The 26,837-nt window shown below is 58.0% G+C and carries 21 protein-coding genes and 1 tRNA gene; 15 read left to right on the top strand and 7 right to left on the bottom strand.

Going from position 1 to position 26,837, the window contains the following annotated elements; all coding sequences use genetic code 11:
• Positions 1-154: 154 nt before the first annotated feature.
• From secF to queA, 5 genes are all read right to left on the bottom strand, one after another.
• Positions 155-1,081, bottom strand: a complete 927-nt coding sequence (gene secF / locus ACWHXT_RS13800; RefSeq protein WP_447926827.1) for a protein translocase subunit SecF — start codon at positions 1,079-1,081, stop codon at positions 155-157.
• Positions 1,082-1,130: 49 nt separating this feature from the next.
• Positions 1,131-2,984 (bottom strand): protein translocase subunit SecD, encoded by a 1,854-nt coding sequence (gene secD / locus ACWHXT_RS13795; RefSeq protein ID WP_447894122.1) that lies wholly within the window; start codon positions 2,982-2,984, stop codon positions 1,131-1,133.
• A 128-nt stretch (positions 2,985-3,112) separates the two neighbouring features.
• Positions 3,113-3,442, bottom strand: a complete 330-nt coding sequence (yajC, locus tag ACWHXT_RS13790; RefSeq protein ID WP_447529712.1) for a preprotein translocase subunit YajC — start codon at positions 3,440-3,442, stop codon at positions 3,113-3,115.
• Positions 3,443-3,509: 67 nt separating this feature from the next.
• A complete protein-coding gene (gene tgt, locus ACWHXT_RS13785; protein WP_447958053.1) occupies positions 3,510-4,628 on the bottom strand; it encodes a tRNA guanosine(34) transglycosylase Tgt in 1,119 nt (372 codons plus the stop codon).
• Positions 4,629-4,697: 69 nt separating this feature from the next.
• On the bottom strand, positions 4,698-5,729 hold the full coding sequence (gene queA, locus ACWHXT_RS13780) for a tRNA preQ1(34) S-adenosylmethionine ribosyltransferase-isomerase QueA (RefSeq protein WP_447956260.1): 1,032 nt from the start codon (positions 5,727-5,729) through the stop codon (positions 4,698-4,700).
• Between the two features lie 112 nt (positions 5,730-5,841).
• Between queA and ACWHXT_RS13775 the strand changes: the two genes are divergently transcribed.
• The 3 genes from ACWHXT_RS13775 (at position 5,842) to ACWHXT_RS13765 (ending at position 8,130) form a co-directional block, all read left to right on the top strand.
• A tRNA-Leu gene (locus ACWHXT_RS13775) sits at positions 5,842-5,928 on the top strand.
• 227 nt (positions 5,929-6,155) lie between these two features.
• Entirely contained in the window at positions 6,156-6,512 is a 357-nt protein-coding gene (locus ACWHXT_RS13770; protein WP_447956259.1) for a RidA family protein, read from the top strand.
• Between the two features lie 235 nt (positions 6,513-6,747).
• The gene (locus tag ACWHXT_RS13765) at positions 6,748-8,130 is read left to right on the top strand and encodes a M10 family metallopeptidase (protein ID WP_447956258.1); all 1,383 of its coding nucleotides are present in this window, start codon (positions 6,748-6,750) and stop codon (positions 8,128-8,130) included.
• Positions 8,131-8,230: 100 nt separating this feature from the next.
• On the opposite strand, the gene ACWHXT_RS13760 is transcribed toward ACWHXT_RS13765, so the two are convergent.
• Positions 8,231-9,340, bottom strand: coding sequence for a pyridoxal phosphate-dependent aminotransferase (locus tag ACWHXT_RS13760; protein WP_447956257.1), 1,110 nt, complete (start codon positions 9,338-9,340; stop codon positions 8,231-8,233).
• A gap of 441 nt (positions 9,341-9,781) precedes the next feature.
• Between ACWHXT_RS13760 and ACWHXT_RS13755 the strand changes: the two genes are divergently transcribed.
• The 6 genes from ACWHXT_RS13755 to ACWHXT_RS13730 all read left to right on the top strand — a co-directional run bounded on the left by ACWHXT_RS13755 (position 9,782) and on the right by ACWHXT_RS13730 (position 15,963).
• Positions 9,782-10,729 (top strand): polysaccharide deacetylase family protein, encoded by a 948-nt coding sequence (locus ACWHXT_RS13755; RefSeq protein ID WP_447956256.1) that lies wholly within the window; start codon positions 9,782-9,784, stop codon positions 10,727-10,729.
• A 46-nt stretch (positions 10,730-10,775) separates the two neighbouring features.
• On the top strand, positions 10,776-12,020 hold the full coding sequence (locus tag ACWHXT_RS13750) for an ABC transporter substrate-binding protein (protein WP_447956255.1): 1,245 nt from the start codon (positions 10,776-10,778) through the stop codon (positions 12,018-12,020).
• Positions 12,021-12,046: 26 nt separating this feature from the next.
• The gene (locus ACWHXT_RS13745; protein WP_447956254.1) at positions 12,047-12,949 is read left to right on the top strand and encodes a carbohydrate ABC transporter permease; all 903 of its coding nucleotides are present in this window, start codon (positions 12,047-12,049) and stop codon (positions 12,947-12,949) included.
• Positions 12,946-13,776 carry a carbohydrate ABC transporter permease gene (locus tag ACWHXT_RS13740; RefSeq protein ID WP_447956253.1) on the top strand — a complete coding sequence of 277 codons (831 nt, stop codon included), beginning with the start codon at positions 12,946-12,948 and terminating at the stop codon, positions 13,774-13,776. The genes ACWHXT_RS13745 and ACWHXT_RS13740 overlap by 4 nt, the downstream gene beginning before the upstream one ends.
• Positions 13,777-13,778: 2 nt before the next feature.
• A complete protein-coding gene (locus tag ACWHXT_RS13735) occupies positions 13,779-14,972 on the top strand; it encodes an ABC transporter ATP-binding protein (RefSeq protein WP_447956252.1) in 1,194 nt (397 codons plus the stop codon).
• 106 nt (positions 14,973-15,078) lie between these two features.
• Positions 15,079-15,963 carry a MurR/RpiR family transcriptional regulator gene (locus ACWHXT_RS13730; protein ID WP_447956251.1) on the top strand — a complete coding sequence of 295 codons (885 nt, stop codon included), beginning with the start codon at positions 15,079-15,081 and terminating at the stop codon, positions 15,961-15,963.
• Between the two features lie 75 nt (positions 15,964-16,038).
• Here ACWHXT_RS13730 and ACWHXT_RS13725 read toward each other — a convergent pair whose 3' ends face one another.
• On the bottom strand, positions 16,039-16,938 hold the full coding sequence (locus ACWHXT_RS13725; protein ID WP_447956250.1) for an ABC transporter substrate-binding protein: 900 nt from the start codon (positions 16,936-16,938) through the stop codon (positions 16,039-16,041).
• A 402-nt stretch (positions 16,939-17,340) separates the two neighbouring features.
• Between ACWHXT_RS13725 and ACWHXT_RS13720 the strand changes: the two genes are divergently transcribed.
• From ACWHXT_RS13720 to ACWHXT_RS13695, 6 genes are all read left to right on the top strand, one after another.
• Positions 17,341-21,006 carry an ATP-binding protein gene (locus tag ACWHXT_RS13720; protein WP_447956249.1) on the top strand — a complete coding sequence of 1,222 codons (3,666 nt, stop codon included), beginning with the start codon at positions 17,341-17,343 and terminating at the stop codon, positions 21,004-21,006.
• Positions 21,003-21,632: a hypothetical protein gene (locus ACWHXT_RS13715; RefSeq protein WP_447956248.1), complete on the top strand. Its 630-nt coding sequence runs from the start codon at positions 21,003-21,005 to the stop codon at positions 21,630-21,632. The genes ACWHXT_RS13720 and ACWHXT_RS13715 overlap by 4 nt, the downstream gene beginning before the upstream one ends.
• A gap of 8 nt (positions 21,633-21,640) precedes the next feature.
• Complete coding sequence (locus ACWHXT_RS13710; RefSeq protein WP_447956247.1) at positions 21,641-22,894, top strand: hypothetical protein; 1,254 nt, start codon at positions 21,641-21,643, stop codon at positions 22,892-22,894.
• Positions 22,891-23,760, top strand: a complete 870-nt coding sequence (locus ACWHXT_RS13705) for a DUF7281 domain-containing protein (RefSeq protein ID WP_447956246.1) — start codon at positions 22,891-22,893, stop codon at positions 23,758-23,760. Before ACWHXT_RS13710 ends, ACWHXT_RS13705 begins: the two co-directional genes overlap by 4 nt.
• 180 nt (positions 23,761-23,940) lie before the next feature.
• On the top strand, positions 23,941-25,839 hold the full coding sequence (locus ACWHXT_RS13700; RefSeq protein WP_447956245.1) for an HsdM family class I SAM-dependent methyltransferase: 1,899 nt from the start codon (positions 23,941-23,943) through the stop codon (positions 25,837-25,839).
• Between the two features lie 2 nt (positions 25,840-25,841).
• Positions 25,842-26,798, top strand: coding sequence for a restriction endonuclease subunit S (locus ACWHXT_RS13695; RefSeq protein ID WP_447956244.1), 957 nt, complete (start codon positions 25,842-25,844; stop codon positions 26,796-26,798).
• Positions 26,799-26,837: the final 39 nt, after the last annotated feature.

The following is a 26,837-nucleotide window of genomic DNA, read 5'->3' as shown; positions in this document are numbered from 1 at the left end:
TCGTGAATCGTGAGTGGTGAATCGTAAATAGTGAGTGGTGAATCGTAAATAGTGAGTGGTGAATCGTAAATAGTGAATCGTGAATCGTAAAAAGCCCCTGCCGGTTTCCCGGCAGGGGCTTTTTTTGGTCGAGCCCTGGGGTTGAAAAGCGCCGTTACGGTAGCTCTTCTTCCTCTTCGTCGATCACTTTCTTCGTCGGGATCAAATCTTCCCGCGAGAGTTTCAGCGGCAGCAGCAGCGCCCCGGAAATGTAGATCGAGGAGAACGTACCCACCACGATGCCGATGAGCAGCGCCACGGCGAAGTTCTGGATCATGTCGCCGCCCAGAATCAGCAGCGCCAGCAGTACCAGCACCGTAGTGCCGGAGGTGGCGAGCGTGCGTGACAGCGTGGCGTTGATCGCTTCGTTGAAGATCTGCGGCATATCGTCGATCTGCGAGGTGCGAATCGATTCACGGATGCGATCGTAAACCACGATGGTGTCGTTGAGCGAGTAGCCGATGACCGCCAGAATCGCCGCCAGCACGGTCAGGTTGAAGTCGAGCTGGAACAGCGCGAACACGCCGACCACGATGATGACGTCGTGCACCAGGGCCAGCAGCGCACCGATGGCGAACTTGTACTGAAAGCGCAGGGCGACGTAGAGCATGACCACGCCGAGCGCCACCATCAGGCCCATCCCGCTTTGATCGCGCAACTGATCGCCCACCTGGGCGCCGACGAACTCGGCGCGAATCAGGTTAACGCTGTCACCGCTTTCGCGTAAAAGGCCGACCACTTCGGTACCGACGTCCGGGTCGAACGCCTGCTGTAGGCGAATCAGCACCTCGGTGGAGGCACCGAAGGTTTGTACCGAGACGTCCTGGAAGCCGTTGCTTTCCAGTAGCTGGCGTACGGCATCCAACGACGGCGCTGCGCCGTAGCGCACTTCGATCAGCGTGCCGCCGGTGAAATCCAGCCCCAGGTTCAGGTTGAAAACGGCGATGGCGATGATCGACACGACCAGCATGATGGCGGAGGCGATAAACGCCAACTTCCGCCGACCCATGAAGTCGATTTGCAGGTGTGATAGGGGTTTCATGACCACCTCTTGAAGTCGGGGCGAAGCGCAAGGATCCGGAACATGGTGATTAGATCCATAGCTTTTTGACGGGTTTGCTGCCGTAGGTCAGGTTGACCATGGCGCGCGTCACCATCAGCGCGGTGAACATCGACGTCAAAATGCCGATTGAGAGCGTTACGGCAAAGCCTTTCACCGGACCGGTGCCGATCGAGAACAAAATCACCGCCACCAATAGCGTGGTGATGTTGGCATCGACGATCGAGGTAAAGGCGCGCTCGTAGCCGGCGTGAATCGCCTGGGGAATCGACAGCCCGTTTCTAAGCTCTTCGCGGATGCGCTCGAAGATCAGCACGTTGGCGTCCACCGCCATCCCCAGGGTCAGTACGATACCCGCAATACCGGGAAGCGTAAGCGTGGCGCCCAGCATGGACATCACCGCGACCAGCATGGTCAGGTTCAAACCCAGTGCCACGGTCGCGAACACGCCGAACACCTTGTAGCGGGCCAGCATGAACAGCACCACCAACAGCAGGCCGATCTGTACCGATAGCAGGCCGCGCTCGATGTTCTCGGCGCCCAGGCTTGGCCCGATGGTACGCTCTTGCGCAAAGTAGATGGGCGCGGCCAGCGAGCCGGAGCGCAGCAGCAGCGCAAGCTCGGCGGCTTCGGTGGGGGAGTCCAGCCCGGTGATGCGGAAACTATTACCCAGCGCGCTCTGGATGGTCGCCAGGCTGATCAGGCCGCGCTCCACGTAGGGCTCGCGCTCGATGGTCTCTTCGCCGGTGTCCGGGTCGGTGACCACGGTGTCTTCGCTTTTGTGCTCGATGAACAGCACCGCCATGTTGCGCCCGATATTGGTACGCGTAGCGCGGTTCATGAGCGTACCGCCGGTGCCGTCCAGGTTGATGTTGACCTGGGGGCGGCCGTTTTCATCGAAGCTGTTGCTCGCGCTCGAAACGCTGTCGCCGGTGATGATCACATCGCGCATCAGCTCTGCCGAGCGCCCCGGCTGGTTACGAAACACGTGGGTTTCGGTTTCCATGTCCGGGGTGTCGTTGCGCGCTTCCAGGCGGAATTCCAGGTTCGCCGTCGCGCCCACGATGCGCTTGGCGGCCACGGTATCCTGAATGCCGGGCAGTTCGACCACGATCTGACTCGGCCCCTGGCGCTGCACCATGGGCTCCGCCACACCCAGCTCGTCCACCCGGTTGCGCAGGGTGGTCAGGTTCTGATTGACCGCGTAGTCCTGGATCTCGCTGACGGTTTGATCGCTCATCGACATCACCAGTGTCGATGAGCGGCCGCTGCCTTCACTTGCGTAGTCGAAGTCGGGGAATTCGCGGCTGATCAAGCGTCTTGCGGCGTCCCGGTCATCCGAGCTTGCAAAGTCCAGCGAGAGCGACTGGCCGTCGATTTCGGTATTACGGTAGCGGATACGCTCATCGCGCAGAAGCTCGCGCATGGCGCTGGCGTTGACTTCCAGGCGCTGGGTAATGGCCGCGTCCATGTCCACTTCCAGCAAAAAGTGCACGCCGCCACGCAAATCCAGACCCAGGGTCATGGGCGAGGCGGAAAACGCCTGCAGCCAGCCGGGGGTCGCGTCGGCCAGGTTCAGCGCCACGGTCGCGTCGGGCCCGAGTACCTCAGACGCTACATCCCGGGCGTTGAGCTGGTCGTCGTCGCTTTGCAGGCGAATCAGCCACTGGCCGTTTTGCAGTTCGGTGCCGGTCACGTCGATGTCGTTATCGGCCAGCGCCTGCTGGACGCGCGAAATCTCGCGTTCGTCGAGGGTGTCGCCCTGGGCGCTGCTTACCTGAATGGCGGGGTCGGCGGGAAATAAATTGGGAAGCGAGTAGATAAGGCCAACGATCAAGACGACCAGTATCAGTAGATACTTCCACAGGGGGTAACGGTTGAGCATGTAAGCCCTGCCTTCAATGACATACGGAATTGCCGTACGCGGTCGAACCACGTACGGCAACGTTTACCATCATCGACCATGTCACCCGTGCCGGGGTGGCTGGCACGTTCGGCAGGGTGGGGCAATGATTAGATGGACTTGATAGTACCTTTGGGCAGCACCGCGGCCACGGCGTTTTTCTGCACGTTCACTTCGGTGCCTTCGGACACTTCCAGGGTGAGAAACTCATCCGACACTTTGGTCACACGGCCCACCAGGCCGCCGCCGATGACGACTTCATCGCCCTTGTCCAGGCTGGTCACCAGCTGCTTGTGCTGCTTGGCACGCTTGGCCTGCGGGCGCCACAGCAGGAAGTAGAAAATCAGTACGAAACCGACCAACATGACGATTTGGGCGATCCCGCCGCCGCCGCCGACGGCTCCTTCGGCATGCGCCGGGGAGATAAAGAAATCCAGCATCGAGCGAACTCCTGGGTTAGACGTTAATGGGTGAAGCGGTTAAACCACGCGCCAAGGCGCGTGGCGATCAATTCGCAAGCGGTGGCACGGGCAGGCCGCGCTGGGCGTAAAACCCTTCCACAAAGGCGGTCAATGTACCCGCTTCGATTGCCGCGCGCAAATCCGCCATGACGCGCTGATAGAACCGCAGGTTGTGGATCGTATTGAGCATCGAGCCCAGCATTTCGTTGCAACGATCCAGGTGGTGCAGGTAGGCGCGCGAGAAGTTTTTACACGTATAGCAGTCGCACTCGTCATCGAGGGCTCGCGTGTCGTGGCGGTGCGTGGCGTTGCGAATCTTGACCGTCCCCGTGGAGACGAAAAGATGGCCGTTACGCGCGTTGCGGGTCGGCATCACGCAGTCGAACATGTCCACACCGCGGCGCACGCCTTCCACCAAATCCTCGGGCTTGCCCACACCCATCAAGTAGCGGGGGGTGTCGTCCGGCATCCAGGTGGGCAGGTAGTCGAGCACCTTGATCATCTCTTCCTTGGGCTCGCCGACGGAAAGTCCGCCGATCGCCAGGCCATCGAAGCCGATCTCCAAAAGGCCCTTCAACGAGCGCTCGCGAAGATCGGGGTGCATACCGCCCTGGATGATACCAAAAAGCGCCGAAGGCGAATCGCCGTGGGCATCGCGGGAGCGCTGGGCCCAGCGAAGCGACAGCTCCATGGACTTCTCGGCTTCGTCAAAGGTGGCCGGGTAGGGCGTGCACTCGTCAAAAATCATCACCACGTCCGAGCCCAGCGAGCGCTGCACGGCCATCGACTCTTCCGGGCCCATGAAGACCTTGCTGCCATCTACCGGCGAGCGAAAGTGCACGCCCTGCTCGGTAATCTTGCGGGTCTCGCCCAGCGAAAAGACCTGGAAGCCGCCGGAGTCGGTGAGAATCGGCTTATCCCACTGGGCGAAATCGTGCAGGTCGCCGTGGCCTTCGATCACTTCCGTGCCCGGGCGCAGCCATAAATGGAAGGTGTTGCCCAGGATGATCTCCGCGCCGATCTCCTTGACCGCTTCCGGCGTCATGCCTTTCACGGTGCCGTAGGTGCCGACCGGCATGAACGCCGGGGTTTCGACCGTGCCGCGGGGAAAGTGCAGGCGCCCGCGCCGAGCGCGGCCGTCTTCCGCCAGGCGCTCGAAGCGCATAAAGCATTCATTTCGCATTGTCGTACTCGTCAATAATCGTCGGTGAAGCGCTAATAAAAGAAGGCGTGCTCAACGGGTCAGCAGCATGGCGTCGCCGTAGCTGAAAAAGGCGTAGCGCTCGTCCACCGCTGCCTGGTAGGCGTGCATGGTGTTGGCGTACCCCACAAACGCGGAGACCAGCATCAAAAGCGTCGATTCCGGCAGGTGGAAGTTGGTGATCAACGCATCCACGCAGCGCCACTCGTAACCCGGGTAGATGAAGATATCGGTTTCGCCGCTATAGGGGGCGATCTCGCCATCGGCGCTTTTCTGGCAGGCGCTTTCCAGACAGCGAACGCTGGTGGTGCCCACGGCGATGACCCGGTTGCCCGCCGCGCGGGTGTCGCGCACTTTCTGGCAGGTCGCCTCGGACACCTCGATCCACTCGCTGTGCATGTGGTGCTCGAGGATGTTGTCCACCCGCACCGGCTGGAAAGTGCCCGCGCCCACGTGCAGCGTGACGAAGGCGCTGTCCACGCCTTTTTCGGCCAGCGCGTCCAGCAGCGGCTGATCGAAATGCAGCCCCGCCGTCGGGGCGGCCACCGCGCCTTCGCGGCGGGCGTACACGGTCTGGTAGCGCTCGCGATCACTCAGCTCGTCTTCCCGCGTGATATAGGGCGGCAGCGGCATATGGCCGTGGCGCTCCAGAAGCGCGATCATCGGCGTCTCGCCCAAAAAGCGCAGCTCGAACAGCGCATCATGGCGGGCTTCCACCACGGCGTGAATGTCGCCCTCGAAGATTAGCTCGGTGCCAGGCTTGGGCGACTTGCTCGAGCGCAGGTGGGCAAGCCCCCGGTGGCTATCCAGCGGGCGCTCTAAAAGCATTTCCACCTTGCCGCCGCTGGCCTTGTGGCCATGCAGGCGGGCAGGGATCACGCGGGTGTCGTTGAAAACCAGTAGATCGCCCGGCGCCAGAAGCTCGGTCAGCTCTGTGAACTGGCGATGCGCGAGCGCGCCGTTTTCGGCATCGACGCACAACAAGCGGCAGTCGCTACGTTGCTCGGAAGGGTAGCGAGCAATCAGCTCATCGGGTAGCTCGAAGTGGAAGTCCGCGCGCTGCATGGGCAAGCTCTTTTCAGTGATCAAACAGGCGCCATAGGATAGCGCTTTCGCATCACAAAGTCAGTCGATGTGATTGACCTGGCGGCAATTCTCCGTATAATGCCCAGCCATTGCCGGTGTGGCGGAATTGGTAGACGCAGCGGATTCAAAATCCGCCGCTGTAAAAGGCGTGCCAGTTCGAGTCTGGCCACCGGTACCATCTTTTGAGGGCCTGACGTTTTTCGTCAGGCCCTTTTTTATGCCCTGCTGCTTTACGCACTCCTCCTTTTTTACGCCCTACTACTTTTACGTCCTGCTAAATAGCCTTTCAGGCGCCAGCCCTTTGCGCCGTGCCCGCGCCATTGCCCATGGCGCGTTTCTCGACACGCCCGCTACTGCTTCATGTACTATCCCAAAGCATCTTTAATCACGGTTGGGAGAAAAGACATGAGCGTAACCTATCACGACAGCAACGCCCGCATGAGCCAGGTGGCGATCCACAACGGCACCGTTTATTTGGCAGGCCAGGTACCGAGCGATGCCAGCGCCGACATGAAAGGCCAGACCGAGCAGGTACTGTCTCGCATCGACGAGCTGCTCGAGAAGGCCGGCTCCTCGAAAGCGCACCTGATCTCCGCCCAGGTGTGGGTCACCGACATGGCCGAGTTCGACCAGATGAACGCCGCCTGGGAAGCCTGGATCGGCGCCAACACGCCGCCGGTGCGCGCCGCCACCGAGGCCAAACTCGCCAGGCCGGAGTGGAAGGTCGAGATCATGGTGATCGCGGCGCTACCGGACGCTTGATAGTACCCCGGCGTTAGCCCGTATGAGGCAGCGTTTAAAAAGCCCCGGCTCAGGCCGGGGCTTTTGCATTCTCCCCGTGCCACGTCGTGCAGGCCAGGAAATGAAGGGCAAAGGAAAGGCAAAGGGTAACTGACGGCTATGAATAGTTAAGTTAAGCTAGCGTCTAAGCCTTTCGGCTTAGACCAATAATGACTCATCTAATTATTCAATATGCTTGGCAGGGGAGTAGTCAGGAATGAAGTATTTTCAAGACGCAGTACGAAGCTTCGCGGACGCATCAAAAAACCACACGGCGCAGGCGCAGGTGAGCGCCACGCAAGCGACGGCCATGGAGGGGGTGGAGTTCGTCAATGGCAGCGAGTACGTCTCCGACTACAACCTGACGCAGCAGTTTGGTGGCCGCGGCTACGATGATGCGTACGCCTATTCCGGCGATGACATGATCGATTCCCTGCTGGGCGGTTCGGCGTGGGGCGTTGGGCCAGGTAATGGCGTGACGCTGACCTACAGTTTTCCCAATGTGCGAACCAGTACCTGGCAGGCCAACTACGGCAGTGGCGAACCCAACCAGTTGGTGGGGCTCGATGCCGCTCAGCAACAGGCCGTACGCCTGGCGCTGCAGACCTGGGCGGATGTCGCCAATATCAATTTCGTCGAAGTGGCGGATAACGCTCAGACCCAGGGCGACCTGCGCTTTGGCTTCTCCGGCGCGGTGACCGATAACGCCGCCGCCTGGGCTTATTACCCCTCCATTGCTCAATACCGTAACGACTGGCAGGGCAACCTGGTAGATTATAGCGTCAGCGAGGTGGGCGGCGATGTGTGGATCAACACCGCGAGCCAAAACAGCGATTTTGCACAAGGCTCCTACGACTTCCATACGCTGGTGCATGAGATCGGCCACGCCCTGGGGCTGAAGCACTCCTTTGAGCAGTCGGGCTCGGGCGTGGTCGTTCCCGGCTCGGAAGACACCTATCAACTGAGCGTGATGTCCTATAGCCCCTACCGCGACATGGGCTATATCTTCGAAGAGAGTGGCAACGGTAGCTACACGTACAACTACGTGAATCCGGAAGGCCCGATGCTCTACGACGCGGCGGCCATCCAGTACCTCTATGGCGCCAATACCGACTACAACGCGGGCGACGATGTCTACGTCTTCTCCGCTGACGAGCCGGTGTTCGAGAATATCTGGGATGGTGGCGGCTTCGATACGTTCGACCTGAGTAACCAGCAGGTAGGCGCCAGGGTCGATCTGCGCGAAGGCCAGTTTAGCGATATCGGTATCAAATACGTGGGCCTCGATCGCGTCGAGCAAGCCGAAAAGAACGTCTCCATTGCGATGGGCACCGTCATCGAAGCCGTCGTGGGCACCGACTTCGACGACGAAATCATCGGCAACGACGCCGATAACTGGTTCTTCGGCGGCGCCGGTAACGACACCCTGATCGGCAACGGCGGCGTCAACACCGCCGCCTTTAGCCAGGCGGTCGATCAGTACCAGATTGTCCAGACGGGTAACGGCCAGTGGCAGGTAGCGGGGGCCGATGAAGGCACCAATATCCTGATCGGCATTCAGCAGGTACAGTTCGGTGAAGACCTTTATAGCCTGGCCTAAGCCGCTGGCTTAAGCGCCATTCGCCGCGCTGCCAAAAGGCCCATCGCTTAGTCGATGGGCCTTTTTTGTACGAGGCAAGCAAAGGCCCTGGCCGACACTATCAGGCACCGCTTTTGATTGCCTGCTCGAGCGGCGACAGCCGCCCGGGCACCAGCGCATCTGCCACCGCGGTAATGCGGATCACGTTATTGAGCTTTGGGTGGGCCAGGCGCGCGACCAGCACGCCTTCTTCCAGTAGCTGCTGGTGAACGGTGGCGGCCAACTCGGCGTTTGGTAGGCGAATGCCGACAAAGTTGGTGGCACTCGGGAGTACATCCGCCCCCAGGGCGCGAAAGTGCTCAGCCAGTTGCTCGCGGCGCGCTTTAACATCCGCTACGTGCGCGTGCACCTCATCGAGGTTGTCCAGCACGACCTCGGCGGCGGCCATCGCGACCGACGACACCGCGTAGTGAATACGCACCTTCATCATCATCGCAAGCACCTCGGGCTCGGCAATCGCGTAGCCGATACGAAGCCCGGCCATGCCGTGGGCCTTGGAGAGCGTACGCAGGCGAATCACCCCGGGTAGGGCGCGGGCGGCAAAGTCGCTGCCCGCGTCATCGCGAAAATCGCCATAGGCTTCGTCCAGCAACAGCCAGCAGGTAGCCGGCAGCGCTTCGCGAAGGGTGAGAATCGCCTCGTCGTCGTGCAGATGGCCGCCGGGGTTATCCGGGTTGGCCAGGTAGACCAGTTGCGCCTCTTCCTGGTGGGCGGCGGCGGCCAGCGCTTTTAGGTCGGGGGCCAATACGCCGGGGGCCTCGCGATAGCCCGGCTCGACCAGCCGACAGTCCTGGCCTCGGGCAAAATAGCCAAAGGTCGGGTAGGTGCCCGCCGTCGCAATCACCGTTTCCCCGGCCTCGCAGGTGGTGCGCAGGGCCAGCGCAATCAGGCTATCCGCCCCGGCGTCCACCAGCAGGTGCTCCAGCGGCGTACCCAGTTGCGCGCTCAAGCGGGTACGCACGCCCATGGCTTCGGCATCGCCGTAGCGGTAGGCGTGCTCGGTCAGGGCATCACCAAAGTGCGCGCGCAGTGCCCGATGCGGCATATCAAGCCCTTCGTTGGAGCCCAACTGATGAGGAATGGCCCGCCCAAGGCGGCGCTCCAGGGCCTTGATACCGGGGAAAGGATTGACCGGGCCTTCGCCGGTCAGGTGCTCGGGGTAGCGGGGCATGATGATTTCCTGCAGTTCAGATGGCACGCGCGCCGACACGACAAAGTGCTACGGCGCTGGCGAAGCGAGCGCCTAGTATCAAGAAGTTCCGCGGATACATAAAGCCCCGGCGATCAAGCCGCACTCGGTCGATGCTCTTCTGTCTGGTCACCCCTTTTCCCGCAGCGCACCATCTTCACCAGGCATCGCTTGAATACGCCTTGCCGTGGTGCAGCCCGTTGATACCTGCTCAAGCATCTGCTTCCCAACACACACCGTCGATAGGCCTTGGCGTAGCGCATTGGAATGATTGGCATGAAAAGTGCATTTCATGAAAACGAAGAAAAGATATTAATTTTTCACGCCGACGAACTCATCGAAAGGCTTTTCAGCGCTGCACGAGGCAGGTGCCATCCGCGGATACGGCTTGGGTCGGCCCATAACATGACGAGGTAAAAAACGATGCTGGACTGGACATCAAGGGCGGGTCGCCGGGAGCGGGACTTCAAAGGGTATGGCGAAACACCGCCCACATTTCAGTGGCAAAACCGAGCACGAGTAGCGGTCAATCTGGCCATCAACTACGAAGAAGGCACCGAGCGCAGCCCCCTGCTGGGTGATGTAGAGCGCGATTCCAGAACCTGGAATATCAGCTCGCTTCCCCCCTCCGAACGGGACCTGATTCAGGAGGGCGAATACGAGTATGGCACCCGGGCGGGGATTTGGCGCTTGCTACGGCTTTTCGAGGAGTTCGATGCGCCTTTTTCCATGTTCGTCTCTTCCGAGTCGCTACCGCTACTCCCTGAGCTTGTCGAAAAGCTCAAGCGCAGCGACTGTGATTTCGTGTCTCACGGGGCACGCTCGATCTCTCGCGTGGGCGTTTGCGAAGGCGAAGAAAGAGCAGAGCTGCGCCACTGTATCGATCAGGTCAAGCAGCTGACCGGCAAGCAAATCATGGGGGCGTTCCCGCGTCCGCCGATTACCGAAAATACACGCCAGATCATGGCGGAAGAGGGCCTTCTCTACGACTGTGCGACGAGCAATGACGACTTGCCTTACTACGCCGATGTAGCCGGTCGACCCATGCTGGTCGTGCCCTACGCGCTGGACACCAACGACGCGCGATTCTGGGGCGGCCAGACCGGGCCGGGTTATACCAGTTCGGCGGATTTTTATGACTATCTGCGCAGTACGTTCGACACCCTTTATCGCGAGTCGGGTTCCACGGGAAGAATGATGTCGATCGGGCTACATGCGCGAATCATGCGGCCCGGGCGAATCGAGGGGGTACGCAAGTTTCTCGAATACATCCGCCAGTACGACGACGTCTGGATCGCTAAACGAAACGATATTGCGACCGACTTTGCTCAGCGGTTTGCGCCCGAAGATGCGTGGAACTGGGCGGAGTAACGAAGCGGCTATTTCCCGGATATTTTCATTATAAAGAGGAAACACCATGCGTAATCTCCCCGTTGTCCCGAAACTTCTTAAGAGCAGCGTGCTTATGGTATCGCTTGCCTCCCTACCGGTCGCCTTCGCCCAGCAAGAAGCCACCACTCTGACGCTTGTCAACTCGCAGTGGCTGGATGCCTTGCGCGGTGAGGCGCTATGGAATGCGATGTTGGAGTACCCGGGCCAGGAGGTGGGCGTCGCCCTGGAGCGGCAGATGATTCCATCGGCGGAAATCAATACGAAGTTGATGACGGAGCTGTCGGGCGGCCAGGCAGCCGACCTGATGATCATGCAGGAAGGGCTTTTTCACACCGCCGCGGAAGCCGGTTTTCTGGCTGACGCCGAAACGGCGGTCGCCGGTGTGGATAACCTGAACGCGACGAACGACAGCGCCGTTGTCGATGGCGTGCGCTACGGCGTTGCCTGGCAGCGCGCCCCCTACGCGTTGATCTATAACCAGCCGCTGATCGAGCAGGCGGGGGTCTCGGCGCCGACATCCGTGGACGAGCTGATCGCATCGGCAAGCCAGATGCGCGATGACGCGGGCGTGATCGGCTTCACGGCCCGCCATAGTATGGCGGACTACGTGGGCTGGTACATGGATTTCCAGAACTGGGCGTACGGCTATGACGTTCACTGGGTAAACGATGAAGGCGAGCTGACCATCAATACGCCGGAAGCCGTGGAGGCCATTGGCGCGTTCAAAAAAGCATACGATGCGAGCATCATGCCCCAGGGGGATGACTTCCCCACCCAGCGCGTACGTTTCAAACGCAACCAGGTCGCTTTCAGTGTCGACAACAGCGGCGGCACGTTGAATATCGCCAACGGCGGCGCCCTGGACTCCCGTGACCTGGGGGCGGCCGCGCTACCGTTTGCTCACCCCGGCGCCCACCAGCAACTGTTCATTGGCGTCAATGCTCAAAGCGAACACAAGGAAGAGGCGTTAGCGTTTTTGGCGTGGCTGGTTTCCGAGCCGGGCCAGCAGGCGCTTCGTGAAGCCTCGGGCCCGGATACGCTGGCCACCGACGTTCCCGTCACCGATGCGTTCCTGGCCGATAACCCCTGGGCCGAGGCCTTTATCGAGCTGGGGCGTCACTCGCGCAGCACGTTGATTCCCGGTTATGAGCTGCAAACCCCCGCGATCATGCGCACCGTCATGGGGGCCGTCGAAAGAGTGATCGTGGGTGATGAGGACCCCGCCGACGCGCTGGAAGCGGCTCAGCGCCGTATCGACGTGAGATTCTGATACCCGGTGGTCACGAGGGAAATGTCATGATGCAACGACTGTCCAGGGAGACGAAAGCGTCCCTGCTTCCATATCTCTTTATCGCGGTTCCGCTGATTTATCTGAGCATCTTCATGTTCTGGCCGCTGGTATCGCAGATGTTCACCAGCCTGACTACCGCGCGGTTGACCAACCCCAGTGGCGGCCAGTTCATCGGATTGGGTAACTATCAGCTTCTATTGAACGACCCAGGCTTCTTTATGACGCTGCGCGTCACGGTCGTTTACTCGCTGGTGGCGGTATTGGCAAGCGTCACGCTTGGGGTCATTTCGGCGCTGGCAATCAACCGGCCTTTTCCGGGGCGCTCTGTGGTCAGGGCCATCCTGCTGTTTGGCTGGGCGGTGCCGAACGTGGCGGCTGCGCTGATCTGGCTTTGGATGTACAACGAGCAGTCCGGCGTGCTCAACCAACTGGTCGAAATGGCCGGGTTCTCGGCGCAGTCCTGGCTTTCTGATCCCGACCTGGCGCTGGGAGGTGTGCTGCTCGTTACGATTTGGCAGGCAACGCCCTTCGTCATGCTGGTAGTGCTGGCGGCACTTCAGTCGGTGCCAGAAGAAGTGCGCGAAGCCGCAAGAATCGACGGCGCGGATTCGCTCAATGTCTTTCGTTTCGTTACCTGGCCCCATATCCGGCCCGCCGTGCAGTTGGTGGCGCTGTTGATCGCTGTCTGGTCGATACGCCGTTACGACATCATCTATCTGTTGACCGGGGGTGGCCCGCTACAGAGCACCGGCACCTTGGTCGTCGAGCTTAGAAAAATCGCGTTCGAGGAGTATGACTTGGGGCTTGCCAGCGCCTACGGCGTCGTGGGGCTTGGGTTGGCGCTACTGGTCGCGGCCTTTCATCAAATAGTCGAACGTCGCCAGACGGCGGCCGAGAGGCGAGCATGAATCACATCAAACCGCTCAATATTCTACGTACGCTACTGATTTGCCTGTTGGTGCTCTTTGCGGGGTTCCCGCTTTACTGGATGCTCAATACGGCGCTCGCCGACAGCGAACAGCTTTACGGCAGCGGGCAGGCGCTGCTTCTCAACCTGATGAATCTGCCCGAGCTTTTCCTCTCTTTGAGCGATGTGCCCGCATTGGGCTGGCTATTCAACACCTTCTTTATCGCGGCGGGTACCACGGTGCTGAGCCTCGCCCTGGGGGCGCTGGTGGGGTACGCATTGAGCCGGATGCAGTTTCGCGGCCGCGGGTCGATCGGCTTTCTGCTGTTTACCACCCAGGTAGTGCCCGAGGCGCTGGTCGTGGTGCCGCTCTACACCATGTTTATCTCGTTGGGGCTGCTCAATAGCTTGTTCGGATTGGTGCTCGCCAACGTTGGCTTCTCCCTGCCGGTCGCCGCTTTCGTGATCAAGGGCGCGGTCGACAAGGTCCCCTATGAAATCGAAGAGTCCGCTGCCATCGACAACTGCCCGCGTTTCGGCACTTTCTCGCTGATCGTGCTGCCGCTGATCGCGCCCAGCCTTTCGGCGGCGGCGGTCATCTCGTTTTTCTCCGGATGGAACGAGTTTCTGTTCGCCTCGACGTTTCTTACCGACCGCGACCTGTGGCCCGCAAGCGTTGGCCTGGCCTCCTTCATCGGCCAGTACGAAACACCGTTACCTACCGTGATGGCGTCTGCGCTGATTTTCAGCGTGCCCGCGATCGTTTTCTTCCTGCTCATTCAACGGCGCATTGTCACCGGGCTTACCGCCGGTGCGGTCAAGGGGTAAGTATGCCTGAACTAGCCTTTCGCGATGTTTCGAAATCCTTCGGCACCCAGACGGTGGTCGACAGCTTTACCGCCGAGGTCAAAGACAGCGAGTTTCTCGTGCTGCTGGGGCCTTCGGGCTGCGGTAAATCGACCCTGCTGCGCATGATTGCCGGGCTTGGCGAGATCTCTTCCGGAGAGCTCTTGTTTGATGGTCAACGCGCCAATGAGTGGGGCCCGCGCGAGCGTGGTATCGCGTTCGTTTTCCAAAGCTATGCGCTTTATCCGCACATGAGCGTGCGCGCCAATATTGCGTTTCCACTGATCATGAATCGCTTTCGCACCTGGCAGCATCTGCCTCTCGTCAATGCCTTCTATCGCTGGAAGCTGATGCGCGATCCCGCCATCGTGCAAAAGACGAATGAAATGGCCGAGCAGTTGGAGCTGACACCGATGCTGGACCGGCGCCCGTCGGCGTTATCAGGCGGTCAGCGCCAGCGAGTCGCGCTGGCGCGGGCGCTGGTGCGTGACCCGTCGATCTATCTGCTCGACGAGCCGCTCTCCAACCTGGATGCCAAGCTGCGTACGCAGATGCGCTCCGAAATATCGGCGCTTCACCAGAAAGTGGGTAAAACCTTCATCTACGTTACCCACGACCAGGTCGAAGCGATGACCATGGCGACCCGCATCATCATCATGAATCAGGGCGTCATACAGCAGGTCGGCGCACCGGAGGAGATCTACGATAACCCGCGCAATACGTTCGTTGCCCGGTTTATTGGCTCGCCTGCCATGAACCTCGTTACGGTCGAGGCCGAAGGCAACCGGCTCACATCGTCCGGGCATCACGGTTGGGAGCATCCCGGCGTCGTGCCGCCTCAAAAACGAGTGACGCTCGGTATTCGGCCCGAAAAGCTCGAGATGGTCAGCCGCGACAGCGGCTTGCTTCATGGCCGTGTCGCCGTTATCGAAAAGCTCGGCGCAGAAACGATCGTTGGCGTCCATCTGGGCACCGAAGAAGAGACGGCGTTGATCGACCGGGATATGGTGTTCGCACGAATACAGGGCAATGTACGCTGCGCAGTGGGCGAGCCTTGTTCCCTGAGCTATCAGGCGGCTGATGCTTACTGGTTTGACGCTGAAAGCGGTGAGAGGATGCTGGACCAGCACGGGCAGGCCATTGATCGACCGGCGGGCGAGCCTGTTGCCCTGTCGTAAAGAATCCATCGGAGAAGTGCTTCTGTCCTTCTACTCCGTCACCATGGTGGCGGAGTGAATGGCCTTGAAAGCCGCCGATTAATTCGTTGCGCCACGGGGAGACGTCATGGCGAAGCAATCCAACCAAACGACACAAGATACGCCAGACGCTTCGTTTCTCGCCCGCGTCAAGCGAAGCCTTGCGGCGCTACACCCGGCGGAAAAAAAGCTGGCGGATTTTATTCTGGATTTTCCGGGTGAACTCGCCAGCTACTCGGCCACGGAGCTTGCGGGTCTTGCGCAGGTGTCCAACTCCACCGTCTCCCGGTTTATCAGGCGGCTGGGGTACGAAAGTTTCGAGGCGGCCCGGCGCCATGTAAGAGAAGAGCAGCAGTCCGGGTCGGCCCTGTTTCTGGCCGGCCGTGGGGCGGCCGCCCAGGATGTCGCTCTTGAAACCTACGCCACGCTTGGCCAGGACAACATAAAAGCGACCCTTGGCCGCCTTCATGAGCAGGAGGTGCTGGCCATCGTCAAGGCGCTGCTCAAGGCGCGCAGGATATGGGTGTCGGGTGCCAGGGCGAGCCAGTCGTTAGCCGCGTACTTTCAATGGCAGCTTTATCAATTGAAGGACGATGTTCGCTTCGTTTCCGGCATGGATGGAAGCCTTGGCGAGCACCTGAGCGCGATTGGCGCAAACGACGTGGTGGTGCTGTTCGGAATGCGGCGAAGGCCCACCCAGTGGCACGCGCTCCTGGAGCTTTGCAGTGGCACCGGGGCCAATATACTGGTGATCACCGACGACAACATGGCAACCGACCCGGATGCGAGCTGGCATTTGAAATGTATTTGCCAGAGCCCTGGGCCGCTCGACAACCACGCCTCGGCCATGGCGCTTTGTCATCTTTTGATCGATATGGCCTTCGTTCAAGCTGGTCAGGCTGAGCGCCAGCGCTTGGCCGAGAGCGACGCCTACCACTACCAACTGGGTGAACTCGGCACAAAAAGCCGCTAGTGGTCGCCCATTAGGGCGAAGCGGATTTCTCCGACACCGTTGAGCAGGTGCCGGAGAAGTAACGCTTTATCGCTGTCAAACACTTGCTCGATCAGCGATGCCCGTGTTGACCAGCGTTTCATGGGGGATCGGCGAAGCCGTCAGGTTGCCCGCCGCAATGCCACGCTGCCAGCGCTGATAAGAGGGCTCGTCGATGCGCGGCGTCGTCCACATGCCCCAGCGACGATAGGCATCGACCAGGGTGACCAGATCCTCGATATCATTGTGGGGGAAAAGCCGGGTTAGCAGCGGGCGCATTTCGTCGGCCGGGTGGTCGATCACGTACTGCATACCGCGCTTCAATCCGCGCATGAAACGTACCTGTTGCTCGGCGTCGTCGCCAGCGGTATTCGGGGTGCTGTAGTAGACACTCCACGGGATATCGCCGCCGGTTTGGCTGAGATGAGACACGATAAAGTTGTCGGTTTCTCGGGCCAGCTTCAAAGCAGAAATAGGGTCGATCATCAGATAATCGCCCAGCCCCCCGACGAATAGCTCCTTCATCATTTTGCCCGAAAGGCTGCGCGCCATATTGACGCTATCGAGCGCGACCCCGTTCTCCTCGAGCAACAATTCCAGAAACATGCCCGGGCTCGAGCCGTTGCCACCGGGTACCAGGATGGTACTGCCCGCCAACTCCTCGAATTTCAACGCTTTATCATGACGGCCAACGATGGCCATGGGGCAGCGCGCCGAGAGCTGGGCGAAAGGTTCCAGGGCTTTGCCGTGGCCGTGATACATCGTGGGTACCCAGATTCCTCCCAGCGCGAAATGCGAGGTGCTGTTCTCGATTTCATCGATCACCTGGTCCCAGGGTTCTGGCACGATGGCGCTGACATCGAGACCTTCCTCTTTGAAGTAACCATTCTCAACAGCGATATATTCCGGCAAATAGTTGAGGCTGTGGCCGGTAGCGGCAATCTGAAGTGTTTGCATATCGATCTCATTATGTTGAAGCGATCAATCGTCCGAGCAGCTTGCCTTTTGACCCTATCGAGGGGCGCGTTTCTCTGGAACAGACGATCAATATATGAAAATTGATTTTCTCATTAGGCTTTTATAGAAAAGCAATTTTCGTGCCACTGCCTGGGTGTCATGAAACGCCGCGCCTGGCGGTGTAGTGGGCCTTAAGAAAACGCACTATAAAAGATCAGCAGCGTGTATTGGCGCGCCATAAGTGGGCCTGGGATGACATGGCTGAACAAAGGCTGGGCCGGCGATGCGTCAATAAAGGGCGGGGCGGTTAAGTCTCACAACAGTAGGACAAGCTGCTCAAGTGTCTGGCAAGATAGACCTTTTAGACTCTTTATTTAGACTCTCTACCGCTCAAGGACACGCATGGCGCATCTGCTACGCATCGTGATGATTCACGGCCACCTGGAAGGCGTGGTCGAGCTGAGTGTGGATGGCCACACCAATATTTGCGGCACCAACGCCTCGGGCAAGACCACGCTTCAGCGGCTGGTCCCGGTGTTTTACGGCGAGCTGCCCAACAAGGTCGTGCCCAAGACGCGCATGAAGTTCGATGCGTTCTACCTGCCCCACCGCAACAGCTATCTGGTGTACGAGTACCGCCGCGAGGCGGGCAATATCTGCCAGGCGGTATTGACGCGCAAAAGCGATGGCGGGGTCGAGTACCGCTTCGTCGCCGCGCCCTATCGCCCGGAAGACTACCTGGTGCAAAGCGAGGCCGGCGTGGTGGCACTCGACTACACCCAGTGGGCCAGCAGCCTGCGCCACAGCGGTACGCCGGTATCCTCAAAGCTTGGCGCCACGTCTGAATTTCGCTCGGTGATGCAAAACGACTTCACTCAGCTGCATGGCAACAGCCGCGACGGCCTCAAGCTTCGCCAGATGGCCGCGCAGTTCAGCCTGGTCAAGCCCGAGCGGCGCATTCGCCATATCGAAAAGCTGGTCTCGGCGGTGCATGCCAAGGAGGGCAAGATGGACACCCTCAAGACCATGCTGGCGGCGATTTTCGAAGAGGATGGCGTCGAGCTTCCCGTGACGCGCATTCGCAATACCAAGGCGCGCGAGTGGATTGCCCAGATGCGCCAGTCCATGCGTCTGGAGCCACTGCAGGCATCGCTTGCCCGGCTTGCGGGAATCGACCGGGAGCTTGCTCACCTGGACGCCACCCTGTGGCAGCTCAAGCCCCAGCTCGATGACGACCGCCAGCAAGCCGAGCGGCGCATGGCCGATGTAGAGGCCGAACTTACCCGCCACCAGCGCGAGTTTCAGCAGCAGGAGAGCGATTACAGTGAGGCGCGCGACGCGCTGAACGACCGCCACAGCGAAGTAGCAAGCGACCTACAGCAGACCCAGCGCCGCCTGAACGACCTGCAAGCACAGTACGAGCGCTACGTTGATGCGGACATGCCGGCCCTGGAGCGTGACATCAACGCGCTGCCTCAGTGGCGCGAACAGCGCGACCAGCTGCGCGCCCACCTGAACGTGATGCAGGATGCGGTCAAGGAGAGCCAGGCACGCTTGGACGGGCGCCTACGCGAATTATCCGAGACGCTGGCCCGCCAGACCGGCGAAGCCCAGGCGCTGATCGACGCCCTGGTGGAGGAAAAAGCCCAGCGCCGGGAACAGCAGTGGGCCGCTGAGCAGCAGCTCAATGAGCACTACCAGCACGAGCGCCAGCGCCTGGACGGCGAGTATCAGGCTCAGCTCGAGCTCGGCGTCGAGCAGCTCGCCGAGCTTAAGGCGCAGCTCTCGCTTTCCACCCAGACCGCCGAAGAAGCTTCGGAGGCAGAGCTTGCCCAGGCGCGGCTGGATCAGGCCCAGCAGGAGCGCAATGCCTCGGCCGCAACGCTTGACGGCCTGCGCCGGGAGTTCGAAAGCTGCCGCCGCGCCCGGGATGACGCTGAGCAGCAGCTGGTGCAGCTTCGCCAGCAACTGGAGCGCGCCGAGCAGCGCTGCTACGCGCTCTATCAGCAGCGCGACCCGGAGCAGGGCAGCCTTCGCCACTTCCTGCGCTACCATCGCCCCGGCTGGGAGCAGCAGCTGGGCAAGGTGATTGCCCCGGAATTGCTGGAACGGCGTGATCTCGCCCCGCAGTTGGCCGAAGGCGGAAGCAACGACCTGTTCGGGCTGGCGCTGGATCTCTCCGCCATCGCCTTGCCGGATTACGCCCAGGACGAAGCCACGCTGCTGGCCGCCATCGAAGACGCGGACAGCGCCAAGCGCCGCGTACAGGCCGAGGGCCAGGCCAGCGAAAAAGCGCTCAAACAGCATAACGAGCGCGTCCAAAAAGCCGATGAAGCGCAGGATCAGGGCCGCATGGCCCACAAGCGCGCCGAGCAGGAAGTCGAGTTTGCGATAGAGGCGCGCCGCCAGCAACAGGAGCGCCACGCCAAGCGCCAGCAGGAGCGCCGCGCCGCCCATCAAGCCGCGTTGGCCCGCCAGGAGCAGGCGCAAACCGAACTGCGCGAAGAGAAACAGCTGGCGCTGGCCGCCCTGGAGGAAACCCATCAAAGCCAGCTGCTGGAACTCAAGGCTGATGGCCAGAGCCAGCAAGATAGCTTGGAAGCCCAGCTGCGCCAGTACAAGCAGCAGCTAAGCGACGCCAACACCGAACACCAGCGCCAGCGCGCGGAACTGGAAGAAGCCTTCAGCCAGGAGCTGGCCGAGCAGGGTGTCGACCCGGCCAAGCTAACAGATACCAAAGAGCGCCTGGCACGCCAGGAGGAGCGCATCCGCGTTACCGCCGCGCGCCAAGAGGAACTCACCGAGTACACCCGCTTCATGCGCGTGGAGTGGGGCCAGCACAAACCGCAGCTGGTGGCCCAGGAGGCAGAGCTTTCCCAGGCCGAACAAACGCTTCAGCGCGATAAAGAGCACCTGAAAAACACCTTCCAGGCGGCGCGCAAGGCGCACCAGAGCACAGTGAGCGGGCTTAAAACCCAGCGCGAAAGCGAGCACAGCGCACTGGAGGCCCTGAAGCCGCTGATCACCCAGCTGGAAGGGCTGGCGCTGATGGCCGATGGCCAGGCCCCGGCGGCACCGGTGGGCGATGTGGACGAGCGCATCGAGCGCGCACGCCAGGCGCTGGCCAGCCGCCATCAGCTGATCGAACAGCTGCGCCGGGGGTGTCTGGACGTAGAAAGCCAACTGATCAAGGACGCCAGCAGCGGCTTTGCCGAGGCGCTGGAGAGCGAACGCAGCAAGCTTAAAAGCGACAACCCACGCCTTCAATTGCCGCTGCTGCGCGATATGCTCAAACTGCTCGAGGATCAACAGCAGCAGTTGATTCAGGAAGGGCGCAACCTGAGCGACGACTTGGACAAGTTCTTCACCGTGTTCCGCGATTTGAACCGCCGCATCAGCGCCCAGAGCCGCCGGCTTTCCGAAGAAGTCGCCGACGACCTGCGCCTGGAAGGCATCAGCAAGGCCGAAGTGCGTATCCAGTCCACCATCGATGAACTGGGCTTCTGGGAGCCGCTGAAGCTGTTCGCCCAGCGCTATAAAGAGTGGCGGGAATCCGGCCAAACGCTGCCCAGCGACGACTACCTGAACACCCTGGCCGACGTAGTCGATCTGCTGCGCAGCGACCAGCAGTACAGCTTTGAAAGCCTGCTGCGTTTGGAACTTCACTTAAACGAAGGCGGCACGGACCTGGTGATCAAGAACGACCGTCAACTGCTGGAGTCCTCCAGCCACGGCATGGCGTATCTGATTCTGTGCAAATTCCTGCTGGCGTTTACCCGCCTGCTGCGCGGCGATGCGGATATCGCCATCCACTGGCCGATTGACGAGATCGGCACGCTGGCGTACCACAACGTCGAAAAGCTGTTCGACGCCTGCGACAGCAACCGCATTCACATCGTCGGCGCCTTCCCCAATCCGGAATCCGACGTACTGCTGCTGTTCGCCAACCGCTATTTGATCGACCGCGACGACGCCCACCCCAACAAGCGGGTGTTGAAACGTATCGAGCCACGGCTAAGCCGCCTGGCCGAGCGGCTCCAGGAACGCCAGCAGGAGGTAATAGCATGATCGAACACGGCCCACTGCTTGAGCGCCTGCTGGCGGGCGACTTCATCTGCCCGGTCAGCGACGCGAGCGGCTATCGGCACTTGCGCAACGAAGAGACCCGCGAGGCGATCGACACCTACCTGCGCCCGCTCAACCGCCGCTTGGCCAGCAACGAAGAGGGCAGCGTCTATTTTCTGGCCTGGCGCCAGCTTAATGACAGCGCCCGGGATCAGCTCTCGCGCCAGCTGGGTGACACGCTCAACAGCCTGCTGCCGCTGCTGGAGTGGCTGCAGCTGGTGCAGGAAGCGCTGGGCCGCGACACCCTGGCTGCCCCCGGCGATGTGCTCAAACCCGCCGAGTTCAGCGCCAAGTGTGAAGACAACCACAGCCTGCGCGAGCGTCTGGAACGGCTGGCCACCGACAGCTTTTTTGGCTCGCAAAGTGACCAGCTGGATGCCCAGGTAAAGCAGGTCTTCAAGCGCCTGAAAGAGCACGGCTACCTGCTTCAGCCGCATTCTGAGCGGCAAGTGTTCGTGGTGACCGGCAAGATCGACTACCTGGTGGACCTGGTGCGCTTTATTCGCGATGAAGAGAATCTGCCGATCGAGATTGAGGACGAAGAGAGCAAGCAGGAGGCCCTCTTGTGAGCAGAAGTGTGAGCAAGAGTACGAACAGTAGTGTGAGTGAGCTGGAGAGCCGCCTGCTGAAAACCGGCAGCGAACGGCTGGCGCTGTTGGGCAAGCATTCCGAGGCACTGATGCAGGCCTATACCCGCGATGAAGTGCCGCTGGAATCGCTCAGCGACAGCGCCCTGCGCAAGCTGCTGGCCGCGCGCATTCTCTGGCGGCCGGACGAGCACAGCGGCGTGAAGCTTTCGCCCAAGGTGCGCGAACTGATCGCCGAAATGCTCGCCGACGAGACCCGCCGCCACGTGAACGCTGACGTAGCGGAGACCCTGGAGCTGATTCGTGCCTTGGTGCACAGCTACCGGGAAGCGCGCAGCCGCGGCGAGCACTGGAAGCTGGAGCAGCAGCTAATGCGCCTGCGCCAGGAGGTCGACGACCTGAACGGGCGCTTCGCGGATGCCATTGATAGCCTATGGCAGCGGCTCAATAGCGATTTCGGTTTCGTCAGCCAGCTTAACGACAAGATCCGCGAGAACGACCGCGCCCAGAAACAGATCGCAAGGCTGTTGGATGGCCTGGCGCTGATCGACTTCGACGAGCTGATTGAGCTGGTGGGCAGCGACGGCAGCCTACGCAAGCTATTGATCAGTCAGCTTCAACAGCAGTTAAGCCACCACTACACCGGCCTGCGTGAAGTGCAGCGGCGCTTGATCGAGCTGATGGCGCGCTTTCGCAAGCAGCAGGCGCGCAGCCGCCTGATCAGCGGTATGACAGCCTTCATGCGCGAGCACCCAGGCTTTGTGCCCGGCAACTACGCAAGGCGCAGCGAGGTGCCAAATCTGGTCAACCAGGCTGCCCCGCTAAGCGCGGCTGCCGCCCCGGCGCTGGATCGCAACCTGGAGTGCCAAGTGCTTGCCGAGCTGCTCCACCAGCTACCCCAGCCGCGCCACACCACCCAAACGGTAGACGCCGCCGCCCCGGCCCAGGCCCCGGAAAGCAGCCTGGCCGCTGCCCGCCAGCAGGCGCTGAAGCAGGACGTGGAACACTTCTACCTGAGCGTGATCGACCAGCCCGGCGCCGCGCCGGTCAGCGCCCTTGATTACCTGCACGAAAGCCCGCTGGAGTGGCCGGATGAAATCTGGCTTTATCAGGTCATTGCCGAGTACCAGGGCCTGCCGCGCAGCGATCAAAAAGCGTTCCGGCTCAAGCAGCAGGAGAGCCAGGCCAGTGCCTTCAATCACCTGCGCCTGATCCACGACGTTGAACTGAAGCTTGCCGTATGAATCTGCCCAGCCGCGCCCGCAATGGGCTCAATGGTATAGCCCGCGAACTGCTCCGCCAGCCCACGGTGGAAAAGCCCCGCCGCCAGTGGGTAGACGACGTAGTGGCCTGGTGCCACCAGCACGACATTGACCTGGCCTCGCGCATCACCAGCAAAGCACTGCGTTTCGATACCGCCTTGCTGGCGCAGATTAACGCCGTGTTAGAAAGCGCCCGAATCGCTCCGCTAGGCCGCTCCCTCAGCGGCATGACCAGCGCAGCCCAAGCGAAGGAGGGCGTGGAAGAGGATAAAGCCACCCGCGAAAGCCCCCGCGCGCGACGAGTGCTTGTAAGCTTTCCGCCGCAGCCACTGGTCGGGCTTGCCAGCGAACCGCGCGCCATTCGCGATGTAGATATACAGACGCTAAAACTGAGCGCGTTCAGCGCCCTCATTCAGGTCGAGAATCTGGATAGCTTCTACGAGTTTTTGCCGGATATTTCAGCGCTAAGCGGCTACGCAAACCCGCTGGTCGTCTACCGCGGCGACAGCCACTACGGCGGCGGCTTTGCGTTACTGGCCGAGGCGTGGCGCAAAACCCATCGACCGCATATTTACGCCGGTGACTTCGATGTTAAAGGCGTGACGCTAGCGCTCGACAGCAGTGCTACTCACTTACTCCTACCCACCATCGAATGGCTCACCCAAAACGCCACGCCGCTGCACGTGCCTGCGGAACAGTTTCCTTACCAGCGCAGGCTGCGTAAGCACCTTGCTGCGCTGCCATCTGATCATCCATGGCGCGACTACCTGACGCTGATGCTGGAAAAACAGCGCGGGCTAAAGCAGCAGTGGTTGGGTGGGGATATGGTGTGTGTGGTATTGGCTTGAGCGGTGGAAATTGGGTTATGCTGCCGCAATTAGCTCTTTTGCAACGCAGTCAACGTGTATAGTCGAACCAGTTAGCTGCATAACATCAATGAATGTGTCGGTACGTTTATTGCGGTTGTGTAGTTTTATGTAAAATTAATGTTAGCGGATAATCGTAGTTCCAAAATTAAGGAAAAAAAGGTGTCTAACGAAAGAATTACTGAAAATCTTATTAGAGAACTACTGCGAAAGAATAAGTATTTTGACGTAGATAATGGAATTGTAATTGAAGAGCAAAAGTCACAAATAAAAAGAGTCTCCTCTCTCCTTAAAACGGCAAGTAAATCTAATACAGGTAAAATTGGATATCCAGAGTTTATTATCACTTGGGAAGCTGATGCCAATTTTATTATAGTTGTTGAGTGTAAAGCTGATGCAAAAAAACATCAAAGTCACAGCCTTGACAACCCTAAAGAATATGCTGTCGATGGTGTTTTACATTATGCAAAATATTTATCTAAGGAATACACGGTTTTGGCAATAGCTGCTAGCGGAACAACAGATGATTCATTGCTTATTTCGAATTATCTTATTCCATGTGGTTCAGATGCATATAAAGATTTTGTCAATGAGTCCGGGGTTAGCGTTAAGGAGATAGTATCTTTTGATGATTATTATAGACTCGCATCTTTTGACCCAGAAGTAGAAAGAAAAAGGCATCGTGACCTAATCAGTTTTGCGAAAGACCTACATGAATTTATCTGGACTACAGCTAAAATACCGGAAGAAGATAAGCCACTTCTTGTAAGTGGTACGTTGATTTCATTAATGAATAAACCATTCTTGAATTCTTTCAAGTTTTATAGTGCATCAGACATGCCAAGGAAGTGGCTTGAAGCAATTAAAGATGAACTAGATAAAGCTGAAATTCCGCAGGCAAAAAAAGATACAATGCTTCAGCCATATGCTAATGTTGCAGGCTTGCCTAATCTTGGCAAGCCTGACTCAAAGTTAGTTAAAAAATACCCTCAAGGTGTTTTATACGAAGTAATTAAAGAAATTGATGATAATGTATGGCCATTTATTAGCGTGTATCATAATTTCGATGTTGTAGGTCATTTTTATGGGGAGTTTTTAAAATATACAGGAGGAGACAAAAAAGCTCTTGGTATTGTTCTTACCCCGAGACACGTTACAGAGTTGTTTTGTGAAATAGCAAATATTTCAAAGAAAGATACTGTTCTAGATATATGTGCTGGAACAGGTGGTTTTCTAATTTCAGCAATGCAAGCTATGTTGAAATCAGCTGTTACTGAAGAAGAGCGCAAAGATATAAAGAAAAACAAGCTTATAGGTATAGAAAATAGCCCTAAGATGTTTGCATTGGCAGCAAGTAATATGATCCTTCGTGGGGATGGTAAAGCTAATCTTCATCAAGGAAGTTGTTTTGATGATGCTATAATGAAGTCTATTAGAGAAAGAGCAAAGGAAGAGAATAAGGTCGTAAGTGGGAAAAAGCTTGAACGTCCAAATGTAGGGCTATTAAACCCTCCATATGCACAGTCAAAGAGTGATGCAGAGTTGCATGAGCTTTACTTCGTTAAACATATGCTTGATCAGCTTAAGCCGGGCGGGATTGGTGTTGCAATTATACCTGTAAGTTGTGTTATCACGCCAAATGCTGCAAAACGCGAGATATTAGGTAAGCATTCTCTGAATGCAGTTATGTCGATGCCTAATGAACTTTTTTATCCAGTAGGAACTATTACCTGCATTGTTGTATTTGAAGCGCATAAACCCCACGAAACTTCTAAGAAGAAAACGTGGTTTGGATACTGGCGAAATGATGGTTTTGAAAAAACTAAGCATTTAGGAAGAATTGACCTTAAAAATTTATGGCCTAGCGTTAGGGATTCTTGGGTTGAAGCATACCGAAATAATGAAGTTCACGCTGGCACTTCAGTAACGGCATATGTGACTGCTGATGATGAATGGGTTGCTGAAGCATACTTAGAGACAGATTATTCTACAATATCTGAAAAAGATTTTGAGGAAACTGTTAGAAACTATGCGATATTTAAATTGCTTAACGAGGTGTAGCGTTGATTGAACTTCAAGAGCTATTTTATGTGCAATATGGGACAAAGCTTGACTTAAATAAAATGCAGCAAGTTGAGAAGGGTGTTCCCTTTGTTTCAAGAACTTCGCAGAATAATGGTATATCCGCTTACGTTAAGGAAATTGTTGGTGTCGATAAGATGCCAGCAGGTTCTATTTCTGTATCTTTAGGTGGAACCAAGCTGCTTTCATCATTTGTTCAAGATTATGGTTTTTATACGGCACAAAATGTTGCAGTTCTTATACCTAAAAAAGAGATGACGCTACAGCAAAAGTTATTTATATGCCTTTGTATTGAGCGAAATCGTTTTAGATACAGCGCATTTGGTAGAGAAGCAAATAGAACAATAAAGTATATCAGGGTGCCCAGTTTGGAAAATTTCCCTGATTGGGTCGTAGAAGAAAAACTAACCATGTTCAATGGTGCTAAAAAACCTTTGAGAAAAAAAAATATAGATCTCAAAGGTACACATTGGTCAACATTTAGGTTTGATGAGATATTTGATATTAAGAAAGGTAAACGTTTAACTAAGGCGAACATGAAGCCGGGTAAAAATCCGTTTATTGGTTCTACTGATCGTAAGAATGGCGTTACAAACTTTGTAGGTCAGTCGACTGATCATGTGGGAAATGTTATAACTGTGAACTACAATGGATCTGTTGGGGAAGCATTTTATCAACCTAATGCGTTTCTGGCTTCTGATGATGTTAATGTGCTATATCCACGAGATGATATGTTTCCGAAGTTTAATCAATACATTGCACTGTTTATAATATCCTTGATAAAGCTTAATAAATTTAGGTTTAGTTATGGCAGGAAATGGCACAAAGAGAGGATGGAGGAAACACCAATTTTGCTTCCAGTAGCTGAAAACGGGAAACTCAATTTAGATTTTATGGAAAACTATATTTTAGCTTTACCTTTCAGCTCCAAAATTTAGAAAACATCTAACAAATCAATAAACCCGGGCGGTCTCAAG

This window comes from Vreelandella halophytica (assembly GCF_968193635.1).
This window is presented reverse-complemented; position numbering and strand designations above follow the sequence as displayed.

Coding starts and splice junctions, on each gene's coding strand:
- secF (WP_447926827.1), bottom strand. CDS start 1,081: ATGAAACCCCTATCACACCTGCAAATCGACTTCATGGGTCGGCGGAAG.
- secD (WP_447894122.1), bottom strand. CDS start 2,984: ATGCTCAACCGTTACCCCCTGTGGAAGTATCTACTGATACTGGTCGTC.
- yajC (WP_447529712.1), bottom strand. CDS start 3,442: ATGCTGGATTTCTTTATCTCCCCGGCGCATGCCGAAGGAGCCGTCGGC.
- tgt (WP_447958053.1), bottom strand. CDS start 4,628: ATGCGCTTCGAGCGCCTGGCGGAAGACGGCCGCGCTCGGCGCGGGCGC.
- queA (WP_447956260.1), bottom strand. CDS start 5,729: ATGCAGCGCGCGGACTTCCACTTCGAGCTACCCGATGAGCTGATTGCT.
- ACWHXT_RS13770 (WP_447956259.1), top strand. CDS start 6,156: ATGAGCGTAACCTATCACGACAGCAACGCCCGCATGAGCCAGGTGGCG.
- ACWHXT_RS13765 (WP_447956258.1), top strand. CDS start 6,748: ATGAAGTATTTTCAAGACGCAGTACGAAGCTTCGCGGACGCATCAAAA.
- ACWHXT_RS13760 (WP_447956257.1), bottom strand. CDS start 9,340: ATGCCCCGCTACCCCGAGCACCTGACCGGCGAAGGCCCGGTCAATCCT.
- ACWHXT_RS13755 (WP_447956256.1), top strand. CDS start 9,782: ATGCTGGACTGGACATCAAGGGCGGGTCGCCGGGAGCGGGACTTCAAA.
- ACWHXT_RS13750 (WP_447956255.1), top strand. CDS start 10,776: ATGCGTAATCTCCCCGTTGTCCCGAAACTTCTTAAGAGCAGCGTGCTT.
- ACWHXT_RS13745 (WP_447956254.1), top strand. CDS start 12,047: ATGATGCAACGACTGTCCAGGGAGACGAAAGCGTCCCTGCTTCCATAT.
- ACWHXT_RS13740 (WP_447956253.1), top strand. CDS start 12,946: ATGAATCACATCAAACCGCTCAATATTCTACGTACGCTACTGATTTGC.
- ACWHXT_RS13735 (WP_447956252.1), top strand. CDS start 13,779: ATGCCTGAACTAGCCTTTCGCGATGTTTCGAAATCCTTCGGCACCCAG.
- ACWHXT_RS13730 (WP_447956251.1), top strand. CDS start 15,079: ATGGCGAAGCAATCCAACCAAACGACACAAGATACGCCAGACGCTTCG.
- ACWHXT_RS13725 (WP_447956250.1), bottom strand. CDS start 16,938: ATGCAAACACTTCAGATTGCCGCTACCGGCCACAGCCTCAACTATTTG.
- ACWHXT_RS13720 (WP_447956249.1), top strand. CDS start 17,341: ATGGCGCATCTGCTACGCATCGTGATGATTCACGGCCACCTGGAAGGC.
- ACWHXT_RS13715 (WP_447956248.1), top strand. CDS start 21,003: ATGATCGAACACGGCCCACTGCTTGAGCGCCTGCTGGCGGGCGACTTC.
- ACWHXT_RS13705 (WP_447956246.1), top strand. CDS start 22,891: ATGAATCTGCCCAGCCGCGCCCGCAATGGGCTCAATGGTATAGCCCGC.